The sequence below is a fragment of the Flavobacterium sp. CAU 1735 genome, assembly GCF_039888695.1.
Taxonomy (GTDB): Bacteria; Bacteroidota; Bacteroidia; order Flavobacteriales; family Flavobacteriaceae; genus Flavobacterium.
This window is the reverse complement of sequence record NZ_JBDQQQ010000008.1, coordinates 1-19,908: the sequence shown is the minus strand read 5'-3', so window position 1 is coordinate 19,908 and position 19,908 is coordinate 1. Positions and strand designations below refer to the sequence as shown.

General features: G+C 41.0%; 15 protein-coding genes. 3 read left to right on the top strand and 12 right to left on the bottom strand.

Translation table 11 applies throughout. The features are described 5' to 3' along the window. Positions 1 to 57: 57 nt before the first annotated feature. The 11 genes from AAFN64_RS15490 to AAFN64_RS15440 form a co-directional block, all read right to left on the bottom strand. Positions 58 to 468 (bottom strand): GPW/gp25 family protein, encoded by a 411-nt coding sequence (locus AAFN64_RS15490; RefSeq protein WP_300487983.1) that lies wholly within the window; start codon positions 466 to 468, stop codon positions 58 to 60. A gap of 143 nt (positions 469 to 611) precedes the next feature. After that, a complete protein-coding gene (locus AAFN64_RS15485) occupies positions 612 to 902 on the bottom strand; it encodes a PAAR domain-containing protein (protein ID WP_300487980.1) in 291 nt (96 codons plus the stop codon). 83 nt (positions 903 to 985) lie between these two features. Next, positions 986 to 2,731, bottom strand: coding sequence for a type VI secretion system tip protein VgrG (gene vgrG, locus AAFN64_RS15480; protein ID WP_300487977.1), 1,746 nt, complete (start codon positions 2,729 to 2,731; stop codon positions 986 to 988). Between the two features lies 1 nt (position 2,732). Next, a complete protein-coding gene (locus AAFN64_RS15475; protein WP_300487974.1) occupies positions 2,733 to 3,467 on the bottom strand; it encodes a LysM peptidoglycan-binding domain-containing protein in 735 nt (244 codons plus the stop codon). Further along, the gene (locus tag AAFN64_RS15470; protein ID WP_347761149.1) at positions 3,467 to 3,628 is read right to left on the bottom strand and encodes a DUF5908 family protein; all 162 of its coding nucleotides are present in this window, start codon (positions 3,626 to 3,628) and stop codon (positions 3,467 to 3,469) included. The genes AAFN64_RS15475 and AAFN64_RS15470 overlap by 1 nt, the downstream gene beginning before the upstream one ends. Before the next feature lie 224 nt (positions 3,629 to 3,852). Then, on the bottom strand, positions 3,853 to 4,293 hold the full coding sequence (locus AAFN64_RS15465) for a phage tail protein (protein WP_300487968.1): 441 nt from the start codon (positions 4,291 to 4,293) through the stop codon (positions 3,853 to 3,855). Between the two features lie 2 nt (positions 4,294 to 4,295). Further along, positions 4,296 to 4,727: a phage tail protein gene (locus tag AAFN64_RS15460; RefSeq protein WP_300487962.1), complete on the bottom strand. Its 432-nt coding sequence runs from the start codon at positions 4,725 to 4,727 to the stop codon at positions 4,296 to 4,298. A gap of 30 nt (positions 4,728 to 4,757) precedes the next feature. Further along, on the bottom strand, positions 4,758 to 6,125 hold the full coding sequence (locus AAFN64_RS15455; RefSeq protein ID WP_347761147.1) for a phage tail sheath C-terminal domain-containing protein: 1,368 nt from the start codon (positions 6,123 to 6,125) through the stop codon (positions 4,758 to 4,760). Positions 6,126 to 6,149: 24 nt separating this feature from the next. Next, complete coding sequence (locus AAFN64_RS15450; protein ID WP_300487962.1) at positions 6,150 to 6,581, bottom strand: phage tail protein; 432 nt, start codon at positions 6,579 to 6,581, stop codon at positions 6,150 to 6,152. A gap of 31 nt (positions 6,582 to 6,612) precedes the next feature. After that, positions 6,613 to 8,295, bottom strand: a complete 1,683-nt coding sequence (locus AAFN64_RS15445) for a phage tail sheath C-terminal domain-containing protein (protein WP_347761145.1) — start codon at positions 8,293 to 8,295, stop codon at positions 6,613 to 6,615. Between the two features lie 31 nt (positions 8,296 to 8,326). After that, complete coding sequence (locus AAFN64_RS15440) at positions 8,327 to 8,911, bottom strand: DUF4255 domain-containing protein (RefSeq protein WP_347761144.1); 585 nt, start codon at positions 8,909 to 8,911, stop codon at positions 8,327 to 8,329. 606 nt (positions 8,912 to 9,517) lie between these two features. On the opposite strand from AAFN64_RS15440, the gene AAFN64_RS15435 reads away from it, so the two are divergent. Both AAFN64_RS15435 and AAFN64_RS15430 read left to right on the top strand, forming a co-directional pair. After that, complete coding sequence (locus AAFN64_RS15435; RefSeq protein ID WP_300487953.1) at positions 9,518 to 9,832, top strand: hypothetical protein; 315 nt, start codon at positions 9,518 to 9,520, stop codon at positions 9,830 to 9,832. 33 nt (positions 9,833 to 9,865) lie between these two features. Further along, positions 9,866 to 11,884, top strand: coding sequence for a contractile injection system tape measure protein (locus AAFN64_RS15430; protein WP_347761142.1), 2,019 nt, complete (start codon positions 9,866 to 9,868; stop codon positions 11,882 to 11,884). A 73-nt stretch (positions 11,885 to 11,957) separates the two neighbouring features. On the opposite strand, the gene AAFN64_RS15425 is transcribed toward AAFN64_RS15430, so the two are convergent. Continuing rightward, positions 11,958 to 13,784 carry a hypothetical protein gene (locus AAFN64_RS15425; protein ID WP_347761140.1) on the bottom strand — a complete coding sequence of 609 codons (1,827 nt, stop codon included), beginning with the start codon at positions 13,782 to 13,784 and terminating at the stop codon, positions 11,958 to 11,960. 379 nt (positions 13,785 to 14,163) lie between these two features. Here AAFN64_RS15425 and AAFN64_RS15420 point away from each other — a divergent pair, with 379 nt between their 5' ends. Beyond that, positions 14,164 to 19,875 (top strand): choice-of-anchor L domain-containing protein, encoded by a 5,712-nt coding sequence (locus AAFN64_RS15420; RefSeq protein ID WP_347761138.1) that lies wholly within the window; start codon positions 14,164 to 14,166, stop codon positions 19,873 to 19,875. Positions 19,876 to 19,908: the final 33 nt, after the last annotated feature.

The window sequence follows — 19,908 nt, the reverse complement described above, 5'->3', positions numbered from 1 at the left end:
TACTTGATGTAAACTATTCTGGCAAAATCGAATTGGGTTACAGTAATTACAAGTCGTTTAGATTGCTGTGGCTTCTCCTTTATAGAAAGGGAAAACAACATTGCTTCTCGTATTGGTATTTCTTACTTCATAATCGATATGTATCAACACCTGTCCTTCCAGTTCTTCTGTAGTATCAATTTCAATACTGATAATATTGATTCGGGGCTCGTGGTACAAGATGGCGCGTTCAATAATACCTTTCATTTGTGTGATTAGTGTTAGTTCCAGGGGCTTAAAAAGCATTTCCTGTAAATCACAGCCATAGTTTGGAAACATAACACGTTCTCCTGGTCGCGTAGACAAAAGGATTATTAAACTGTTATTGATATCTTCAACATCAGTAGTCATCGTCACGCCTCCTTCTGCTTTATTAAACTCAGGCGGAAAGCTCCAACCTATTCCTAAAAAATCTGTATTTATTTTCATACTGTTCTTTATATATTTTTTTATTGTAATAGTTTATCGGTAATCTGATGCCTTTGTTTACCGCGGTGTGGTTATAGCTGTTTCAGTTTTCAGGCAGGCCGAATGCGGTAGCCCTTACTGAGTTTAAATAGCATTATGCAGCATTATCCCCCAATTAACACAGTGGGCAGACCGGCCGCTATAACACCTCCATGTGCTGTAGTATCGCCTTGTCTTGCTGCCGGTTTTCCGCCTATTAAAACGGTCGATGATCCGGCTGCTATCGTGTCGGGTGGACCGGTACAGACTGCTTTGTCGCCTACTCTTGCTGCGGGCATTCCGCCAATTAATACTGTCGGTTCGCCGGCCGGCAATATAGGTCCGCCTACGTGAGGTACATTTCCTGTAACCATCGGGCAGGTATGCATATCTGTGATTCGTGCTGCTGGTTTCATATATTGTTCGTTATAATTTTTTCAGTTCGTAAGACATCGCTTCCGCTGCATCACTTCTCCGTCATCGCGATCCTTATCGCTTTTTAGTTGATTTTTACCTGCGATCCTTTGACTACAGTTACCGCTCCTGAGGATACTTCCGAACCGGAACTTCCTTCGGCTTTAAACTGTGCACTGGCTTTCAGTTTTACATTGGTTCCTTCGATGCTTACATCTCCGGAGGCTTTAATTTTAATATCTCCTGCACTTTCCATCGTAATACCATCACTCTTAAAGGTGAGTACGTTCGAATGTTCATCTTCAATCTTTATAATATCGGCATCTTCGTCTAAAATCACTTTCTTACCAGCCGGTGTTTCAAGCGTATAGGAGATTTTATCATCATTGAAAATCATTTTCATTTCACTTCGGGTCACGAATCCTTTTTCATGATTGTCGTCGGTGGCTGTTATCGGTGCCGGTTTGGCACTACTGTGCAACATTCCCAGGACTACAGCATCGTTCGGATCGTCGTTTATAAAACCAATAATAACCTCATCCCCAATTTCCGGTCGGAAAAAAGAGCCTCTGTTTTCTCCGGCATCAAGTGTTGCTACACGACACCAGATTCCTTCTTCTTCATTGTTAATAATTGGTATTTGCACCAGAATTCGGTCATCTCCATCCGGATCCGATTCCAATTGTGACACTACTCCAACATGTAAACCGCTAATGGCTGGCATAATTCCGGATCCCGGCATTTCGCTCACGTCATAGGTTTCTGAAAACCATGTTGGTGTTAGTCCAAATTGTGCGGTTACCAACCAGTTTCCTTCTGCAACTTCATGGCGTACGCCTGTAACATAAATGGTACCGTTAAATCGGGTTCCTAAACCTTCTAATTTTAATAAGACGCCTGGTTTTACTTTCGAAATCCCTTGAAACTTTACCGTTCCGCGTGTTTTTGCTAATTGCTGAAAAACAGCTTTGGCATCGCTCCAGTCTTGTAATTCTTCCTGAGTGATCTTACCTCCGTGTCGCAATTGCAGGTCTTCGATTCCGAAAACACCAGCCAGATCACTTGGCGATAAGTCACCATTGAGTGCAATGGCAGGATCCTGCGCTTCTGCTTCTACGATTTCCTGATCGGCATAACTCCACGAAGTAGCGGTGATCTTACTAAACTGATCTCTGGCGTCGATTTCTCCTTCAAATTCATGAATAGAAGAACCAAAGACTACGGTTTCTACCGCTTCGCCGCTCACTTTGGGTTTGGCTACTTTAACGGTTCCGTCGTCTACAAAACAAAGTTTACCATTGGCCTGTGCGCGGGTTACCATAAAATCCCAATCGGAAGCACGGTATTGTACCAATTCCTTATGCGTTTTTGCTGTCGCTTCGACATCTGCACTGGCGCCACTATTTCCAATCAGTTCTTCGATAATATCGCTGTCTTTACTTTCGTAGAAATACTTACTTTTTCTTCCCAAAGTCATCTTGACCGCTTTGTCTTTACACTCTACAATCAGGTAGGTCGATCCGTTTTTAACTTTTAAGTTATGTTTGACCACAACACCTTTAAAAATGGTTTCTTCTTTGGAATGGTATCCGACCGTAATTTCAATTTCCTTTCCCGGGATTAGTAAGTTTTCACTACTTAGTTTAAAGTCCTGATCCGGAGCACTTCCATCTAAAATAACAATGCGGGCATGTGGAATCCTATTCACTTCTTTTTCTACCACAATACTTTTTACGCCGTATTGAACGGGCAGTTCTGTGTCTCCAGACATCACTTTATAGGTTATCAGGTCGGGAGTTTTTGCTGTTTGTATGTAGCCGCTATTATTCATCTTAAGATATTTTTGCTATAGGTGGAAAGAATAATTCTTGTCCGGGAATTAATTGCCTGAAATCGATAATACCGTTTACTTTGGCAACTTCTAAATAGTATTTGGAGTCTCCATAAATTCTTTCGGTCATCAAAGGCAGTGTATCACCATCTACTACCGTTCGTTTATGGGTAAGATCGGGCGAGTTTAGTTTATCTGATTTTGCAGCGAGTTCCGGGCTAATGGATTCTGAGAATTTTGCTTTTCCGATGGCTCGTAACGGCCTTCCTTCATTGTTGAATAATTTATATTCGATGGTAAACTCCGACAGAATTCCCAGAAATTCAAAATCACCCCAGTTTATAATAACATTATAGGGTTTATGAATCGATCCTTCAAGTTGTCCTGTAGCCTTATAAAAATCTTTTATCTGTTTTGCCACTGCAGCCGCTGCGAATGCTGATCCTTGTCCCGCTTTTTGAGCGGCACTACTCAGTGCTTTATTTACGGCATTTGCCTCTGATACCCCTGTTCCATCAAAAAGAAAATCTAATTGTAGATCAGACGGAAGCGAATTGGCGTATTTCAAACTCGCTTTGGAATTACCCTGTGCCTGTTCTGAAGAAAAATTTGATTTATAGGTCATGGAAAAACCTGCAGGATTGATAAAAGCTTTAAAAGCGCCCATCAAGATTCTGGTTTCATAGTTTGAATCTTTATAGGTTCCAATAGTTAATTTTTGAATTGATCCTCCCATTATCTTTCTTTTTTACGTTGTTCAATAGTTACTATTTGTTCTACGCTTTCGCTGATTGCCCGCATGATTCCTTCCTTATCTGCTGATGTGGCAGTTGTGGTACCGGATGCATTTTCGTCCACATTTATCTTAATATGGAGTTCTTTTATTTCTATTGGCATTTCGTTTGCTTTTAATGGATTAGTAAACGCTTTAAACACTGACAATAAGCACTTTAAAGCGCTATTTATTAAAAAACCAAACACATAAAGCGTCCATTCAGGTTGATTTTAACAATCAAACTGTTGCCTTTTTTTTAAAAAAGATTTAGTTAAGATTTTACCTTTAACTAATACACTTTATGTGTTTAGTTTTGCTATTCAAATTACAAGCTTAGGTCGCTTGCTTAAGGTATTGTGTAATATCTATATTTGAGTTCTATCGTTTCAATAGCCAGCTTACTTTCTTCAGCGTTAAACTCGGACACATCCCATTTTACCGGATACGCGCCTACAACATTCCAAGACATGGATGGTGCTGTTGAATCAGCTCCACCAGAAAGTGTGATGACTAAATCTTTGGGGGCGAACTCGAATCGTTCCATGGCAGCTCTACACCATTCAATCAATCCGGAGTCTTCTACAAGCCCACGCTTTAAAACTAAATTAGGATATTTTGGACGCAGTGGAAGTTGATGAACAAATCGGTTCTCACCTCCTTCTGCATACTCCTCAGTTCCAATTTCTGTAGATAATCCAGATACAGATTGAAATCTGGAGTCAATACCCTCTGATGCTACTCCGCTAACTGTAAACGAAAAGCTTGTTGGAGGATATAAGCCTGCCATGACTAGTTATTTTCAATAGTTAATCCTTCGTGAGCAATCTCTAACGTTTCGATAGCAACTTCACTTGCGTCCGCTTTCAAATCGGTAGCCTGTAATTTAACAGGGAATGCGTTTTTCACTTTCCATGTAATGGCCGGTGCTCCGGTTTCGTCTAAAAGAGAAATCGTAACCGAACGACGCTCAACTGTATTCAAGTTGATGGTGTTCAACCAAGTAAAATACTCGTTATCGCTTTTGAAAGAACCACGTTTTAATGTGATGTTCGAGAATTTTCTAAGTCCTGGCATTTTGATTTTACTGAAGTCCGGGCTCGCTCCGTGTCTGTATTCCGTAACGTCAGTTTCAATCTGCATTCCGGTAACTTCCGTGAAACCTAATTTCGTTCCACCCCAATCAACTTCGAAGGAAAACTTTGCTAATGGATATTCATTCATAATTTTTTGTATTTAATTGTTATCTAATTTTTATGCTTCTTGTAATTTGTGTGAAAAGCGTAACACGATAAATTCTGCAGGACGAACAGCCGCCATACCGATTTCAACGATCATTCTACCTTCTAAAATATCCTGAGCCGACATCGTTTCGTTTAAACCAACGCTCACGTAGTAAGCTTGTTCCGGAGTTGATCCCGCTAAAGCACCACTCATCCATTGTTGGTTAAGGAAATTTTCGATCATTGCTTTTACACGTGTCCATGTTTTAGCATCGTTAGCATCAAATACAAAACGTTCTGTTGCGTTTTTAACTGATTCTTCAACCATGTTAAAGAAACGACGTACCGATACATATCTCCATTCGTTGCTGTTTCCGTCAAATGTTCTTGCACCCCAAACTAAAGTACCTCTACCGTTGAATGTACGGATTGCATTGATTGATTTTCCAGCTTTAGAGTCAACGTTTAAGCTTTCCTGTTGTTTATGTGAAATTTTCTCAACCGGAGCCACTACATAGTTAAGACCAATGTTTGCCGGTGCTTTCCATACTCCAGAAGTGCTATCCACTTTTGCATATACTCCAGCGATTGATGAAGATGGAGCTAAAACAACGCGTTGTGCAGCAATTGCTTTTTTAGCCTGGTTGTATAAAGCAGAGTTATTTCCTTTTAATGCACTAAGAAATCCCGGTGCATCCGCTACAGCCTGTGTTGTTCCGTTTGGAAGTGTCTTTTTATAAGTTGAAATTACAACATCTTCGTCTTTATAGTTGTAACTTAAAACCGTTTCTAATTTTGGATGGTAAGCAGCTCCGTATTTTAAACCAGTTGTTTCAACTCCTGTTCTGAAAAGTTCATGATCACCAATTACATCCATAATCACAAAACGGTCACCCATTTTTTCGGCATGGTTTAATGCACTGATGTATAAAGTATAAACCTCGCTTTGTAATAAAGCTTCCGCTTCCGTGAACATTACTAATGTTGGTTCATCCTCTTTTTCCAATAGATTTAATCCAGCTATCAATTCACTATGTTTCACTTCATTTACTGCAGTACCTGTTTTATAATGATTTACAGCAACGATATAACAAGGACCACCGCCATTTGCAAAATACATTTGCAAAGCATAGTACAATTTAAAATCACTTAAACTAGCTGCAGTTACAGTTGCTGTAGCTACTTCATCAAGGACGTCTAATGTGATTGCTGTTTTTTCAAATTCTGCACCTCCAAAAAGTGCAGTATACTCCATTAAGGAAGAAATTCTTGTTGGGTCGTTTTTTGGTCCTTTTTCAGTATATCCAATAAAAGCAGGAATAGCTGTTTCTACTTGCGCCACTGATGGTGGGAATTTTGCAATTTCCTCTACGTAAACCCCTGGTGTTTTGTAATTCATGTGTTTTAATTTAAAAGTTATTTATTAATTGTTTTCGATTGTTAATCCTTCGTGAGCGATCTCTAACGTTTCGATAGCCACTTCACTTGCATCCGCTTTTAAGTCAGTCGCCTGTAATTTAACAGGGAATGCGTTTTTCACTTTCCAAGTAATTGCCGGTGCTCCGGTTTCGTCTAAAAGAGAAATGGTAACCGAACGACGTTCAACTGTATTTAAGTTGATCGTGTTTAACCAAGTAAAGTACTCGTTATCGCTTTTGAAAGAACCACGTTTTAACGTGATGTTCGAGAACTTTCTAAGTCCTGGCATTTTGATTTTACTGAAGTCCGGGCTGGCTCCGTGTCTGTATTCCGTAACGTCAGTTTCAATCTGCATTCCGGTAACCTCCGTGAAACCTAATTTTGTTCCACCCCAATCAACTTCGAAGGAAAACTTCGCTAATGGATATTCATTCATAATTTGCTGTATTTAATTGTTTATCTAATTTTTATGCTTCTTGTAATTTGTGTGAGAAGTTCAACACAATAAATTCTGCAGGGCGAACGGCTGCCATACCGATTTCAATGTTCATTCTACCTTCCAAAACGTCCTGAGCTGATGTAGTTTCTTTACCAACGATAACGTAGTAGGCTTGTTTCGGAGTTGATCCCGCTAAGGCACCACTCATCCATAACTGGTTTAGGTAGTTTTCGATCATGGCTTTTGCTTTTACCCAGGTATTGGCGTCATTGGTTTCGAAAACGAATCGCTGCATTGCATTTTCAACTGATTTTTCAACCATATCAAAAAGACGACGAACCGAGATATATTTCCATTCCGTGTCTTCTGAATCGAAAGTTCTTGCACCCCAAACCAGGTTTCCTTTTCCGATGAATGTACGGATCGCATTAATCGATTTTCCGTTTGGTTCTACGTTTAAGCTTTCCTGTTCTTTGTTTGAAATCTTTTCGGTTGGCGCGATTACGTAATTAAGTCCTAAATTCGCCGGTGATTTCCATACTCCTTGTGTACCATCAACTTTAGCATATACTCCAGCCATTGTTGCCGACGGCGGTAATACCACATTTAGTCCACTGATTACTTTTTTAATCTGATTGTATAAAGTGGAATTTGTAGTTTTTAACGCCTCCAGTTTTAATCCGTGTGCATCTCCTTTTTTGTCCTGTGCTAGACTTACTGCATTTTTTAAAGTGGTAATATATCCAGTAATATCAGCTACATCACGATCTTCGTCTTCATTCTGAAGATCTTGTAAATACGATTGAACATCCACTAACGAAATTTTACCATCAGCAGTAACATTCACTTCTTCTACGATAGCAATAACACTCTTCGCAATATCGATAAGTATTTTTGTATCTGCAGGCTCCTCTTCTGTTACTCCGGTCAATTCCTCAGTAGCAAGAAGACTTAACGCGTTCAAATCGGCCACAGAAGCTGCGAAGAAACCACCTGTAGCATTGGCTGGCTGCAATCCGGCATGATCGATTGCTACGTCTTCATCGAAGCTGTAATTTAATACGGTCTTCAAATGCGGGAAATACGCTGCAGCATGCATTGTTCGTGCGATTCTGTTTCGAAGAAATTCAACCGTATTAAAACCAGTTTCCTCATCTTCACTTTTTGATTCACCAAGGAAAGTATCCATGATTAGGAATCTGTTTTTTAAGTCGTCTGCCTGTGCAATTGCATCCTGGTAAAGGGCATAAAATTCTTCCTGATCGGTTAATGATACCGCATCTGGGAAAACAACAATTGTCGATTCTTCCTGCAAAGCAGAAGCTTCCAGACCCAACTTCAAATCACTTTTGTCTACGTTGTCGTCGTCATAACCGCCTACAGACACGATATAACACGGACCACCACCATTTGCAAAATACATTTGCAAAGAATAGTACATTAGGAACTTCACATTCGGTTTTACTAAGGTCAAGCCTTGATCTACAGTATCTTGCAATTTGATACTTTCTTGTTTGGCTTTTCCAAAGTACGTTTCATAGTCCATCAAAGAGCTGATCTTTGTCGGCACCATTTTCAAGGGTTTGTTTTTGTCAAGCGCTATTTCAGTATAGCCGATAAATGACGGTACTGCCGTTTCTACCTGAGCTACAGAAGGCGGAAATTTTGGGATTTCCTCTATAAAAACGCCCGGAGTTTTAAATTCTGACATGTTTTAAAAATTTAGGTTAATAATAATTTTCTTAGATTTTTTTTTCTCTTCTTAGGATATCGATATCCTCGATTATTTCCGGATAGGTTTCTCCTTTTTTCTGGATTTTCACAATGCTTATTTTGTATAAAGCAGACGGAATTACTTTACCTCCAAGCAATCCCCATACATAACTTAACTGATCAAAAGGAAGCGGATGCAGTTGTAATTTTATACTGAATCCCTGTGTTTCATTAACAAAGGTTTTTTCAGTATGAAAGGTTCGAATAACTTTAGAAATATTCTGAAGTGCGATTTCATAGTTATCACGGTTTGCAGCAACCATTACATACAAGTTCAGATAAGCTGTCGGATTCTTTTTCTTATATCCTCTAGGCACAGTAGACCCTTCTGGATAAATCGGTTCGTACCTTGATGCATTTTTTAATGCCGATTCCTCTTCTGCACTCAACAATGTAATCACTACCTTATTGCTAATCGCTGTCGCATCATTATCTTCTTTTGCTATACTATCAATCACCACATCTACCGGTTCCTGAACCGGGCACTCCGGATCCGGAAGATTTAGTTCATGATCAAGCTTGTCGCTTAATGCTTTTAATACTTTATAAATCATAATTTTCTATTGTTGATTATCACGATGCAAACATACAATCAGAGCTTCCGAAAAAACGAATATTTTGCCCCCGTAAAACTGTCTTTGCAGTAAGTCGTTTTTACGGACATTTCTTGCGGTTAACAAAAAACAAATTATAACACATTGATATAGTGCTTTTTAAAAACAGTACTGTTCTCTAAAATCGCATCCCCCTTTTAGGCCGCAATCCCGCATAAACCCAAGCACTCAAGAGGCAATTCGCACCACTAAAAATTTAAAAAACTCTTTTTGTCATATTTTAAAATTGAAAACAAGGCAATATTAATAGTGCAACTACAGCAAAACCGCTAATAAAATCCACAAACGAACCATTTCACAAGAACCTCATCGCACTTACATCAAAAAAAACGGTCGAATGTCTGTTCCTTTTAACAAAAAACAGAACCGCAAAACCGACGGTTATTGTTTCTTATCGCATCCCCATATATTGCAAAGGATTGCGCCCTTTTTTACCCCTTTTTTCAAATGGCTATCTACTGCAAAGACAGAATCCAGCCGGTTAATAACTAGTCTGATGCGATCACTTCTAATAATTTTGGCGGTATAATTTTAATACTAAACCCGATGAATTTTAAAAATCTTTTCCACAAACGCAATGAGATTGCGGATGGTCATTTTAATGAGTTTCGTTCTAAAATCGGATTCACAAATGAAAGCGACGAGCACATTTTTGCCAAAAGGGAAAGCATCTGTAATGCCTGTCCTTTAAAAAATGGTAACAGTTGCGACACGCAACGATGGATCGAGCCATTGACATTAGAAGTTTCGAAAATGCCAAAAGAAGGCTTTATAAGAGGTTGTGGCTGTAGGCTTAGTGCCAAGCAAAAGTCAAAATACAGTAGTTGCCCGGCTGGTTTTTGGGGAGGAGAATTCGAATAATTAGAAGTAGCTGATTTATAAAACAAATTTACTGTGGAACACACCCATATTATACATAAAGTTGTCATTGAAGTTTCGGTTAACAACAGGAAAAAAGCGTATGCGATAAAAGACGATATCAGCAGCTTTTTGACGATGGATGTTTTTCCAAAACTTGAAAAGCATCTTACTACGGTACAAGCTCAGATACCGGCTCACACGTTGCAGATTTCACGATTGGTTGTCGACATCAATCATCGTGAATCGTCATTGAATACCACATTAAAAAACGACATTATAACATCGTTCCGGAAGGAACTTGCCGAAATCATAAAAAACGGATCTGGTCAGCATCTGAATCCGTATCTGAGTCAGCGGCGAAATCAAAGTTTAAATCAGCGTTACAACCCAAAACAAAGTAAAGAGCAGCAGTACGATCAAAATCAGAATCAAAGCAATGATCAAAATCCGTTTGGCGATCCAAATCAAGGTTACGAACAAAATTGGAGTGATTCACAAAGTCTGAATGACGGGCAAATTCAAAGTCAAAATCAAAGTCATAGACAAAAACAAAATCACGGGCAAAATCCGAACCCGAATCTAAACTATGATCAAGGTTTACCTGGTGGACAAAGTCAAAGTCGCGGACAAAATCAGAACCAAAGCCAAAGTCGTAACCAAGATCAGGGGCAAAACCAGAACCAGAATCAGAATCAACGTCAAAACCAGAATCAGGGACAAAACCAGGGAGGTCATAATCAAAAGTCGCGTAATGGACAAAATCAGCATCCGAGCCAAAATCCGCGCTACGGACAAAGTCATAACGAAAATCCGCGTTATGGTGATGAGCATGACTACAATTCAAATCAATATTATGATGCTACCGAAAATCCCGAAATCCATTTTTTGGGCGAAACCGAAAAATTGCTCCGCACCTTTATTCATTTTATAGAAGAAGGCACTATGCCCTGGTGGAATACGAATGAAACATCGGCTGCTATTTTTGAATCCGTTTCGTTCAAAAAAATCATTTCCGAAAAAGCTTTTGTTCCTAAAATTGTAGCAAGCCTACAAAAACCAAAAGTGCGGGAACGTATTATCAACCAGTTTACCGATGCTCAGATCGCACAAATCTGTTTGGCTGTGATACAATCTAAAGGATTGAAAATCGCACTGAAAAGTGCTGTTATAAAACAACTTTCCGGGTCTTCTTTTGCCGATCGAAAAGTGCTATGGTCCTTAATTTTACAGACCATTTCCATACTCGCGTCAAACAAAGTTGCCAATCCGGAAACACATACAATTGAGCAAATTATCAAAACAATACCGCTCTTAAAAGCGGCCAAAAATCAGGAAACCGAAGAACAGATCTGGAATGAAATAAACGCTATTTTTCCTTTTATCGAACAAGGCGTTCCCTATAGTACATTCCGCGAGACAAACAACAAAACGTCCAACAAGACCGCCAAAAGCGACAAAAAGAGTCCGGATAAAGAGGAATCCCAAAAAACGGATCGAAATAAAATCACTCCTGAGTTATTTCAAACTATACAGCAGGAAACCCCGTTTGCCGATGAGGTATCAAATGATCATCAGGTACAAAATGCAGGCCTTGTGCTTATCCATCCTTTTATTGCTAATCTTTTTAAACATTGCAATCTGATGGATCCCAAAACGAATACGCTAACCGATCCGGAAACCGGTATTCATCTGTTGCATTATATTGCTACCGGAAAAACCAATCAGCCCGAAAGTGCAATGCTTTTCGAAAAGTATTTGTGTAATATTCCGTTGCATCAAAGTATTAACCGACATGTCAAGCTTACGCGGAAGCAGAAAACCGAAGCGGCAAAAGTGATCGGAGCCGTACAACAAAACTGGAGTGCTATGAAAACGGCATCGGTAGGATTGTTACAACACGAATTTTTTCAGCGTCCCGGAAAATTAACCGTAGACAGCCTGACACTTACAGTCGAGCGCAAAACGCAGGATATTTTAATGGACAAACTATCCTGGGGAATCAGTATGATACGACTCCCCTGGCAAACCCAGTTTACGTATGTCAATTGGTAATCGTTTATTTTAAAAGGCAATAACACACAAAAGTCGCAACCTCTGTTGTCGCTTTTATGTGTTATGATCACAATTATTCCCACCAGGGTTTTGGTACCAAACTGTAAAATGCTTTATAGAGTTTTGAAGGATTAAAAAACGAAATCACACCTTGATCATCAATTTCCAAAAACTGATACTCCGACCGTTGTTCCAATGGTTTCGGATAGATATACCATGACCTGCCACGATCGAAGGAAAAATAGGTAAAGCCATTGGTGTTATCCAACAGGTAAATCTGATTGTCTTTTTCGAGAACAACCACCCCGGAATTCCACGGATGATCGGCAATTTGATTTTTTAATCGTAAGGTTCCGGAGTCATTTTTAAACAGCAGTTCTTTTTTGTTGATCAAGAGAAAATTATGATATCCTATAAAAATATCTTCGTTCCTCTTTACAGAACCGAAGAACGGAGAACGAGAATCTTGTATTTCTTCTACTCTAAATTGCCAGTCGTTCTGATTTTTGAAAAGGACAATCTGAAAGTGCGTTTTTTTGGAATCTCCGCTAAAATTATAATTCCAGATTCCTAACACCATGGCGTCTTTCACCGCAAACCAACTGTGATTATGGCGTTCCAGATAATTAATAGCCTCATAGAAATCGTTTGCCATTTGTATTGAGTCGACTGCTTTTCCATTTTTTAAAAGGTAATAGGTTACCCGGTTAATGGTGTATTTTCTTGTTTTATGTTGCACCTCTTTTCGTCCGTAACCAACTGCAAAATCGGTATCCAGAAATTCAATATGCTCCAGATCGTGTTTCACAAAAGTTTTGGTCATTTCTGGGCTTTCATTCCATGTCTGTCCTTCGTCATCCGATTGATACACTAGTCGTTTGGGCGGAATATAGCCTTTTTGGGTTGTCTGCTGTTTATCCGTGCGCCATACTTCCTGATAAATGATCCCATCAAATGGATTTTTATACAAATAGCCGCTGCTAAACAAGTGGATATCTTTTACCGGAAACCAATGCCGAATGGAATTCTCCCGTTTGTTATAAAGTGAAAACACATATTTCCAATTACTTTCATTGAGCGAATCTTTGCTATAGCGTATCCGTCCGAAAAAAACATCCTTATCGCTTGTCGGATTAAGTGCATCGTCCCAATAGGGTTCTTTAAAAGGTAAAGCCGGATTGTAGAATCGTGTCGGTTCGATTCGTTTTTCAAGCAAAAAATAACCCTGTATAAAATTCTGTACTACACAATCATCGGCGCGCTTCGTTATCCGATCGCGGATTGTATGGTCTACTTTCCGTAATGCCAGCGAATCGTATAACGTTTTAGGAATACAAAAATGACGTTGTTCAAAATTTTCCAGTGTTACTTTTCCGATAAAATCAGGTTTGTTGTCCCATAAGGTTTTCGCCCAGTTCGGAAAATAATAGCGTCCACCTATAAACTGTAAGGTATAATCCGAAGCCGGTTTTGTGTCTTCGCTATCTTTTTGTCCATTAATCCGCAATCGTTCCGAAAACCCGCTTCCCATTCCGGTCGTTTGGTTGAGGTACATCGTGTCCTTTTGGTGGATGATTTTAATTTCCAGAGGAACATACCTATTGTATTTCCCCTGAGGTATCCGAAGTGAAAAGTCATTTATCCGGATATAATTATCAAATCCCTCCCGTTGATAGGGTTTAACCGGCCGAAGTGAATCGTTTGGAATAGCTGGCGACCGGTACTGCACACTGTCGATGATGATATGATAGGATTTGTTTTTCACAAACGAAATTTCATTGCCTTCCCGATCTAAAATCGTATAATAATAACGCGTTGTAAAATCCCGCCATCCCGGTTGTGCTTTGGCAATCGGGGATAGTATAAAAAAGGAGAAAAACAAAAAGTAGCGGTGGAACATAATGAATCTTTTTATTGTACAGCGACTAAATTAAGCCCTCCCGCTTTTCTTTTTTTTAAGACTTGGTCAATCATTCGTTTGGCTTGGTGTATTGGATCTGCTTCCCTATCGGGATTTTATAAAAACACAAAACCGTATCGTTTTTCCAACATTTATCACGGAACACAAATAAAACGCCACCCCTTGAAAAAACAGGTCTTTTCAATTATAATACTTAAAAATCGACTGCAAAGACTAAAAAAACAACACTTTTATTTTTTTGTAACAAAACATACATAAAAAACAATATTTTGTTATTTTTAACATTAGCGTAATTTTTTAATCAAATTTGCTTTACATTTAAAAAATATTAATACCAAAATTCACAATAAATTAAATTATGAAAAAAATTACACTACTAATTTTTATGTCATTATTGAGTTTTGTGGGTTTCTCCCAAGTATTTCCTGAAGGATTTGAAGGCACTGCTTTCCCACCATCAGGCCCCGGAGGAACCTGGGTTATATCTCATAACGGCATAGGAATGGGACCCGCCAATGCAAACCTGTGGATTCGAACCCCATTGAATTCCACAACTTCGCCACCACACACCGGGAACTATGGAGCCATGGTCGAACGGGTCAACATCGGAAATGGCAATACCGAAGAAGACTGGCTGATTTCACCATTAGTTACCGCCCCCGCTAATGGACAATTACGTTTTTATGCACAACATGGTCGCGCCGGCGATCAGGGATCCAAACTACAGATCCGAGTTTCTACAACTTCTCAAACGGACTTATCTACATTTACAACACAAATCATCGAACTATCGGAAACAGCGATATCGCCTACACCGGGTACTTATGTAGAACAAGTAGTAAACTTTAACAATTTAGTTCCGGCCAATCAACAGGTCTATATCGCCTTTGTGAGAGTGCACACCCAAAACGGTGCCTCAGCAGATGGTGATCGTTTTCTAATTGATGATATCAATCTGGTACAACAATGTCTGGATCCTGCAAACGGTATTACCGGTACGGTTACTACCGATACGGCAGTACTTTCGTGGGACAATCCAAGCGGATCGACCCAATGGGAAATTGAAGTAATCCCTTCTACAGGCGGTTTTACCGGAACAGGAACAATCATTAATTCCAATCCGTATACCGCACAAAATCTAACGCCAGGAACGGTATACCAATATCGAGTGCGCTCTATTTGTACCGGTGGTATTCCAAGTAACTGGGCCGGACCGTTCTATTTTACAACCGTATCTTTAGGACAAACTTGTGCGGCACCAATAATGATCAACTCATTACCGTATTCCACTACTGATGATACGACGAATTATGGAAATCATATTTCAGGAGATCAGGGTACTACGGGTTGTGGCGCAACCGGCAACTACCTGACCGGTAACGATGTTGTTTATGCTTACACGGCAACATTCACCGGTATGATCGATATTTCAATGACACCAACGGCTACCTATTCGGGTATTTTCGTATATGACAACTGTGCTAATATTGGTACCAGCTGTTTGGCCGGTGTGGGGAATTCAACCTCCAATATCCGAAATATACCGAACTTCCCGGTTACCACAGGTACGACCTACTATTTCCTAATTTCTACAAATGCATCTCCGCAAACAACAGCGTATACGTTGGTTATTCAACAGGTAACCTGTCCTCCACCAACGGCATTAGCGGTAGGAACATTAAATATGACCTCTGCCGATTTAACCTGGGGTAACCCAAGCGGTGCTACCGAATGGCAGGTTGTTGTACAAGCACCGGGAGCAGGCGTTCCAGCCGGAGCCGGAACAACCGTAACGGCTTTACCGTTTAATGCAACCACAACTTTTGCCGGTGCTGCTTTAACAGCCGGTACAAACTATGAATATTATGTACGGGCAAAATGTCCGGATGGCTCCTATAGCCAATGGTCAGGGCCTAAACCATTTCAATTACCGTTATGTAACAATGCCTGTAACTTCTCTTTTGTAATGAGGGATTCTTACGGTGACGGATGGAATGGCAATACGATCGACATCCGTCAAAACGGTGTTGTAATTGCGACATTAACCGGACCGGCTGCAACAGACGGAACCAATCCGGTAACCGTACAGGTGCCATTATGTTCTGGTATTCCTTATGAAGTTTACTGGAATCCGGATGGTAGCTATCCGACCGAAGTAGGTCTTACCGTAATCACTCCTTTTGGCGTAACGGCCTATACCAAACCTCCGGGAACAGGATCTCAGGATTCGCTATTATTTACCGGCCCAACCGACTGTGTACCGCCAACGTGTCCACAGCCTACGGCTTTAACGGCTTCAGGAGCTACTGCCAACTCGATTCAGGTAGCATGGACAGAAGCAGGAACCGCTACAACATGGGAAGTAATCGCACTTCCGGCTGGTTCGCCTTCTCCAAACACAACGCCTCCAACATCAGGCATTATAACCGTAACAACCAATCCTAGTCATGTAATTGGTTCGTTATCATCGGATACTAACTATGATATTTATGTAAGAGCTGTTTGTAGCCCTACCGATTCCAGTTACTGGACCGGACCTGCAACGCAAAGAACCTTACCGGATTATTGTGCCGGGGATCATTTTTATGATAGCGGAGGTGCAACTGGCAACTACAGTAACAACTCGAACATCACTACTACAATTTGCCCGGCGAATCCAGGCGATATTGTTACTATTGAGTTCAATGAATTCAACATTGAAAATCAATTCGATTTCCTTACTGTTTATGATGGCAGCAGCGCAACCGGAACACCAATAGGTGTTTTTACAGGGAACTTAAGCGGTAACCTTCCGGGACCATTTGAATCTTCGGTTCCAGGTGGCTGTATTACTTTTGTATTCGAATCAGACGGGATTGTAACCGCTCCGGGTTGGGATGCAACCGTTACCTGTGGACCACCACCAACCTGTCCGCGACCTACGGCTGTAACCATTACCAACATCACCCAAACCGGTGCGATGATTGACTGGACCGAAGTGGGAACTGCAACACAATGGGAAATCGTGATTATTCCGGCTGGAGATCCGGCACCGGGAGCGAATCCACCGGGTGTAATTACAACTTCGGTAAAACCATACACAATTCCAGAAGGAACATTAACGCCATCGACCTCTTATGACGTATTTGTCCGAGCTATTTGTAGTCCGACAGATAAGAGTAACTGGTCCTTCCGTAAAAAATTCACAACCAAACCGGTTAACGACGAATGTAGTACTGCTACTCAGGCACCGGTAAACGACACACAAGTATGTACCCTAACCACTCCGGGTACTGTAGTTGGCGCAACAGCTTCGACGCAACCAAACACTTGTGGTGGAACGGCCGATGACGATGTATGGTATCAATTTACCGCTACCAACACGCGTCATTCCATCAAGCTTTTAAATCTAGGCGGAAGCACCGGTGATATGTACCATGCGGTTTATTCCGGTACTTGTGGCAACTTAACACAATTGTACTGTAGCGATCCGGAAACGAGTATTGCAGAAAACTTAGTGGTAGGTCAGACCTATTATATCCGTGTGTACACTTATACTTCCACACCGGGACAGACCAGTACTTTTGACTTATGTGTTGCGACACCACCACCACCAATTGCAACCAACAATACACAGTATACAGTTCCACAACTGGTACAGGATGTATTGATCGGCTCTACCTGTGCGCAGATCAGCAACATTACCTGGTCTACCGGAACAAACTTCGGAAACCCGAATGGTATCGCTTACTTTACCCGTAACGGATCCAACTTCCCATTAGAAAGCGGAATTATCCTATCAACAGGTGATGCTTTAAAAGCCAAAGGTCCAAATACAAGTACCCTGAATGATGGTACAAATTCCTGGCCGGGTGATACACAATTACTCAACTATATCATGAATCTTGGATTTGACCAGGATTTATATATCTATCGCAATGCGACAATTCTGGAATTTGATTTCGTACCGATTACCAACCAGTTAAGTTTCGACTTCCTGTTTGCATCGGAAGAATATGGAATGTATCAATGTGATTTCTCCGATGCATTTGCGTTTTTCCTAACCGATTCCAACGGAACGACTACGAACCTGGCTATCGTACCGGGAACAAACGATCCGATTTCGGTAACGCGAATCAGGGATCAGGCCTACAATGCGGGCTGTGCTTCGGTAAATGCACAATATTTCGGAGCCTATAACGGCGAACCGTACGAAGAAGATGCTTCGATCAACTTTAATGGTCAAACTGTAGTGATGACAGCTCAATCGGTTGTAACACCAAACACGACGTATCATATCAAATTGGTTATTGCCGATAGAAACGATACCCAATTCGACTCTGCCGTATTCTTAAAAGCGGGAAGTTTCAACATTGGTACTGTTGATCTTGGAGATGATTTACTAATTGCAGACGGAACAGCGGTTTGTTATGGCGACAGCTATACTATTGACACCGGATTAAACCCTGCCGATTTCACATTCACATGGTCGACAGCAGCAGGTGGTGTAATTCCAGGTGCTACCGGACCATCATTAACCGTGACGCAGACAGGAAATTATACGGTTAGTGCCTTATACAACGGAACAACCTGTTCGCAATCGGATACCCTTTCGGTAGAATTTTATGATCAAATCGCAGCAAATACACCGGCTAACATGACCGTATGTGACGCTTCCGGATTTGCAACATTCGATCTTACCACAAACAATAGTGCGATCTTAGGTACTCTGAATCCGGCGGATTATACCATTACATTCCATAATTCGCAAGCAGATGCTGAAGGCGATGTTAACCCAATTACAGCGCCAACAACCTATACCAATACCACACAGTATCAGGAGACGATCTATGTTCGGGTAGAAAACAACGCTACCGGATGTCATACGATTGTAACATTTAACCTAATTGTTCAGGATCTTACACCTCAGTTTACGATTACTCCGGATTTCACATTATGTTCCGGTCAAAGTGGTCAGATTGTAGTAACTCCAACCAATTACAATCCTGCTGATGTCGTATATTCCTGGACACACGATACTAACGGTCCACTACCGGATACAACCGGAACGATCACGGTATCACAATCGGGAGCCTATACCGTAACCATCAACCACAACGGATGTAGCGCAACAGCAACGGTAAATGTTACTGTTAACCCGGGTGTTCAACCAAGCTTTAACCAGATTGCGCCATTCTGCGAAGGCAGTACCGCACCAAGTTTACCAACAACGTCTATCGAAGGCGTAGCCGGAACCTGGTCACCGGCAACAGTGAGCAATACCGCAACGGGAACGTATACCTTTACACCTACAACAGGACAATGTGGCGGCCCGGTAACCATGACCATCACGGTTATTCCTTCACCGGAACCAAGTTTTGCAGCGGTACCTACGATCTGTTCAGGTGGTGTAGCACCGGTATTACCAACGACATCAATCGATGGATACACCGGAACGTGGTCACCAGCAACGGTGAGCAATACCGCAACAGGAACCTATACCTTTACACCGGATGCCGGACAATGTGCTAAAACGACTACATTGACCGTAACCGTACAAGAGCCATTCACGTTTACTATTTTTGGAGACTGTATTGCGAATCAATTTGTATTGACGGTACAAACGTCGGATACCAATCTTGATCTGAGTAGTGCGCATTTCCAATGGACGAATAGTAACGGAACGACAGTAGGAAACGACAGTCCGACATTTAACGTATCGGAATACTTTACTTCAAATACACCGAATCTTCCGGCTATATTCAGAGTAAAAGTAACAACGGCTTCGGGATGTACTTTAGAACAACCATACACTGTTGAACAGGTATACTGTCAGATCCAAAAAGGTATTTCGCCAAACAATGACGGATTAAACGATACTTTTGATTTAACCGGATTTAACGTAGAAAAGCTAGGTATCTTTAACCGATACGGCGCTGAGGTTTACACTTTCGGAACCGGCTATACCAACCAATGGTTTGGTCAGTCCAAAGGTGGTAGTGAACTACCAGACGGAACGTATTTCTATGTTATCGAGTTAAAAGGAGGTGATACTAAAACCGGATGGGTTTATATCAGCAGAGAGAAATAAGCAGTAACACTATATAAAGACCTGCCTGAGCAA

Bases quoted from the DNA above. Each gene is read 5' to 3' on its own strand.
- AAFN64_RS15420 (WP_347761138.1), top strand. From the start codon at position 14,164: ATGAAAAAAATTACACTACTAATTTTTATGTCATTATTGAGTTTTGTG.
- AAFN64_RS15475 (WP_300487974.1), bottom strand. From the start codon at position 3,467: ATGGGAGGATCAATTCAAAAATTAACTATTGGAACCTATAAAGATTCA.
- AAFN64_RS15425 (WP_347761140.1), bottom strand. From the start codon at position 13,784: ATGTTCCACCGCTACTTTTTGTTTTTCTCCTTTTTTATACTATCCCCG.
- vgrG (WP_300487977.1), bottom strand. From the start codon at position 2,731: ATGAATAATAGCGGCTACATACAAACAGCAAAAACTCCCGACCTGATA.
- AAFN64_RS15445 (WP_347761145.1), bottom strand. From the start codon at position 8,295: ATGTCAGAATTTAAAACTCCGGGCGTTTTTATAGAGGAAATCCCAAAA.
- AAFN64_RS15485 (WP_300487980.1), bottom strand. From the start codon at position 902: ATGAAACCAGCAGCACGAATCACAGATATGCATACCTGCCCGATGGTT.
- AAFN64_RS15465 (WP_300487968.1), bottom strand. From the start codon at position 4,293: ATGGCAGGCTTATATCCTCCAACAAGCTTTTCGTTTACAGTTAGCGGA.
- AAFN64_RS15455 (WP_347761147.1), bottom strand. From the start codon at position 6,125: ATGAATTACAAAACACCAGGGGTTTACGTAGAGGAAATTGCAAAATTC.
- AAFN64_RS15490 (WP_300487983.1), bottom strand. From the start codon at position 468: ATGAAAATAAATACAGATTTTTTAGGAATAGGTTGGAGCTTTCCGCCT.
- AAFN64_RS15460 (WP_300487962.1), bottom strand. From the start codon at position 4,727: ATGAATGAATATCCATTAGCAAAGTTTTCCTTCGAAGTTGATTGGGGT.
- AAFN64_RS15450 (WP_300487962.1), bottom strand. From the start codon at position 6,581: ATGAATGAATATCCATTAGCGAAGTTTTCCTTCGAAGTTGATTGGGGT.
- AAFN64_RS15440 (WP_347761144.1), bottom strand. From the start codon at position 8,911: ATGATTTATAAAGTATTAAAAGCATTAAGCGACAAGCTTGATCATGAA.
- AAFN64_RS15435 (WP_300487953.1), top strand. From the start codon at position 9,518: ATGAATTTTAAAAATCTTTTCCACAAACGCAATGAGATTGCGGATGGT.
- AAFN64_RS15470 (WP_347761149.1), bottom strand. From the start codon at position 3,628: ATGCCAATAGAAATAAAAGAACTCCATATTAAGATAAATGTGGACGAA.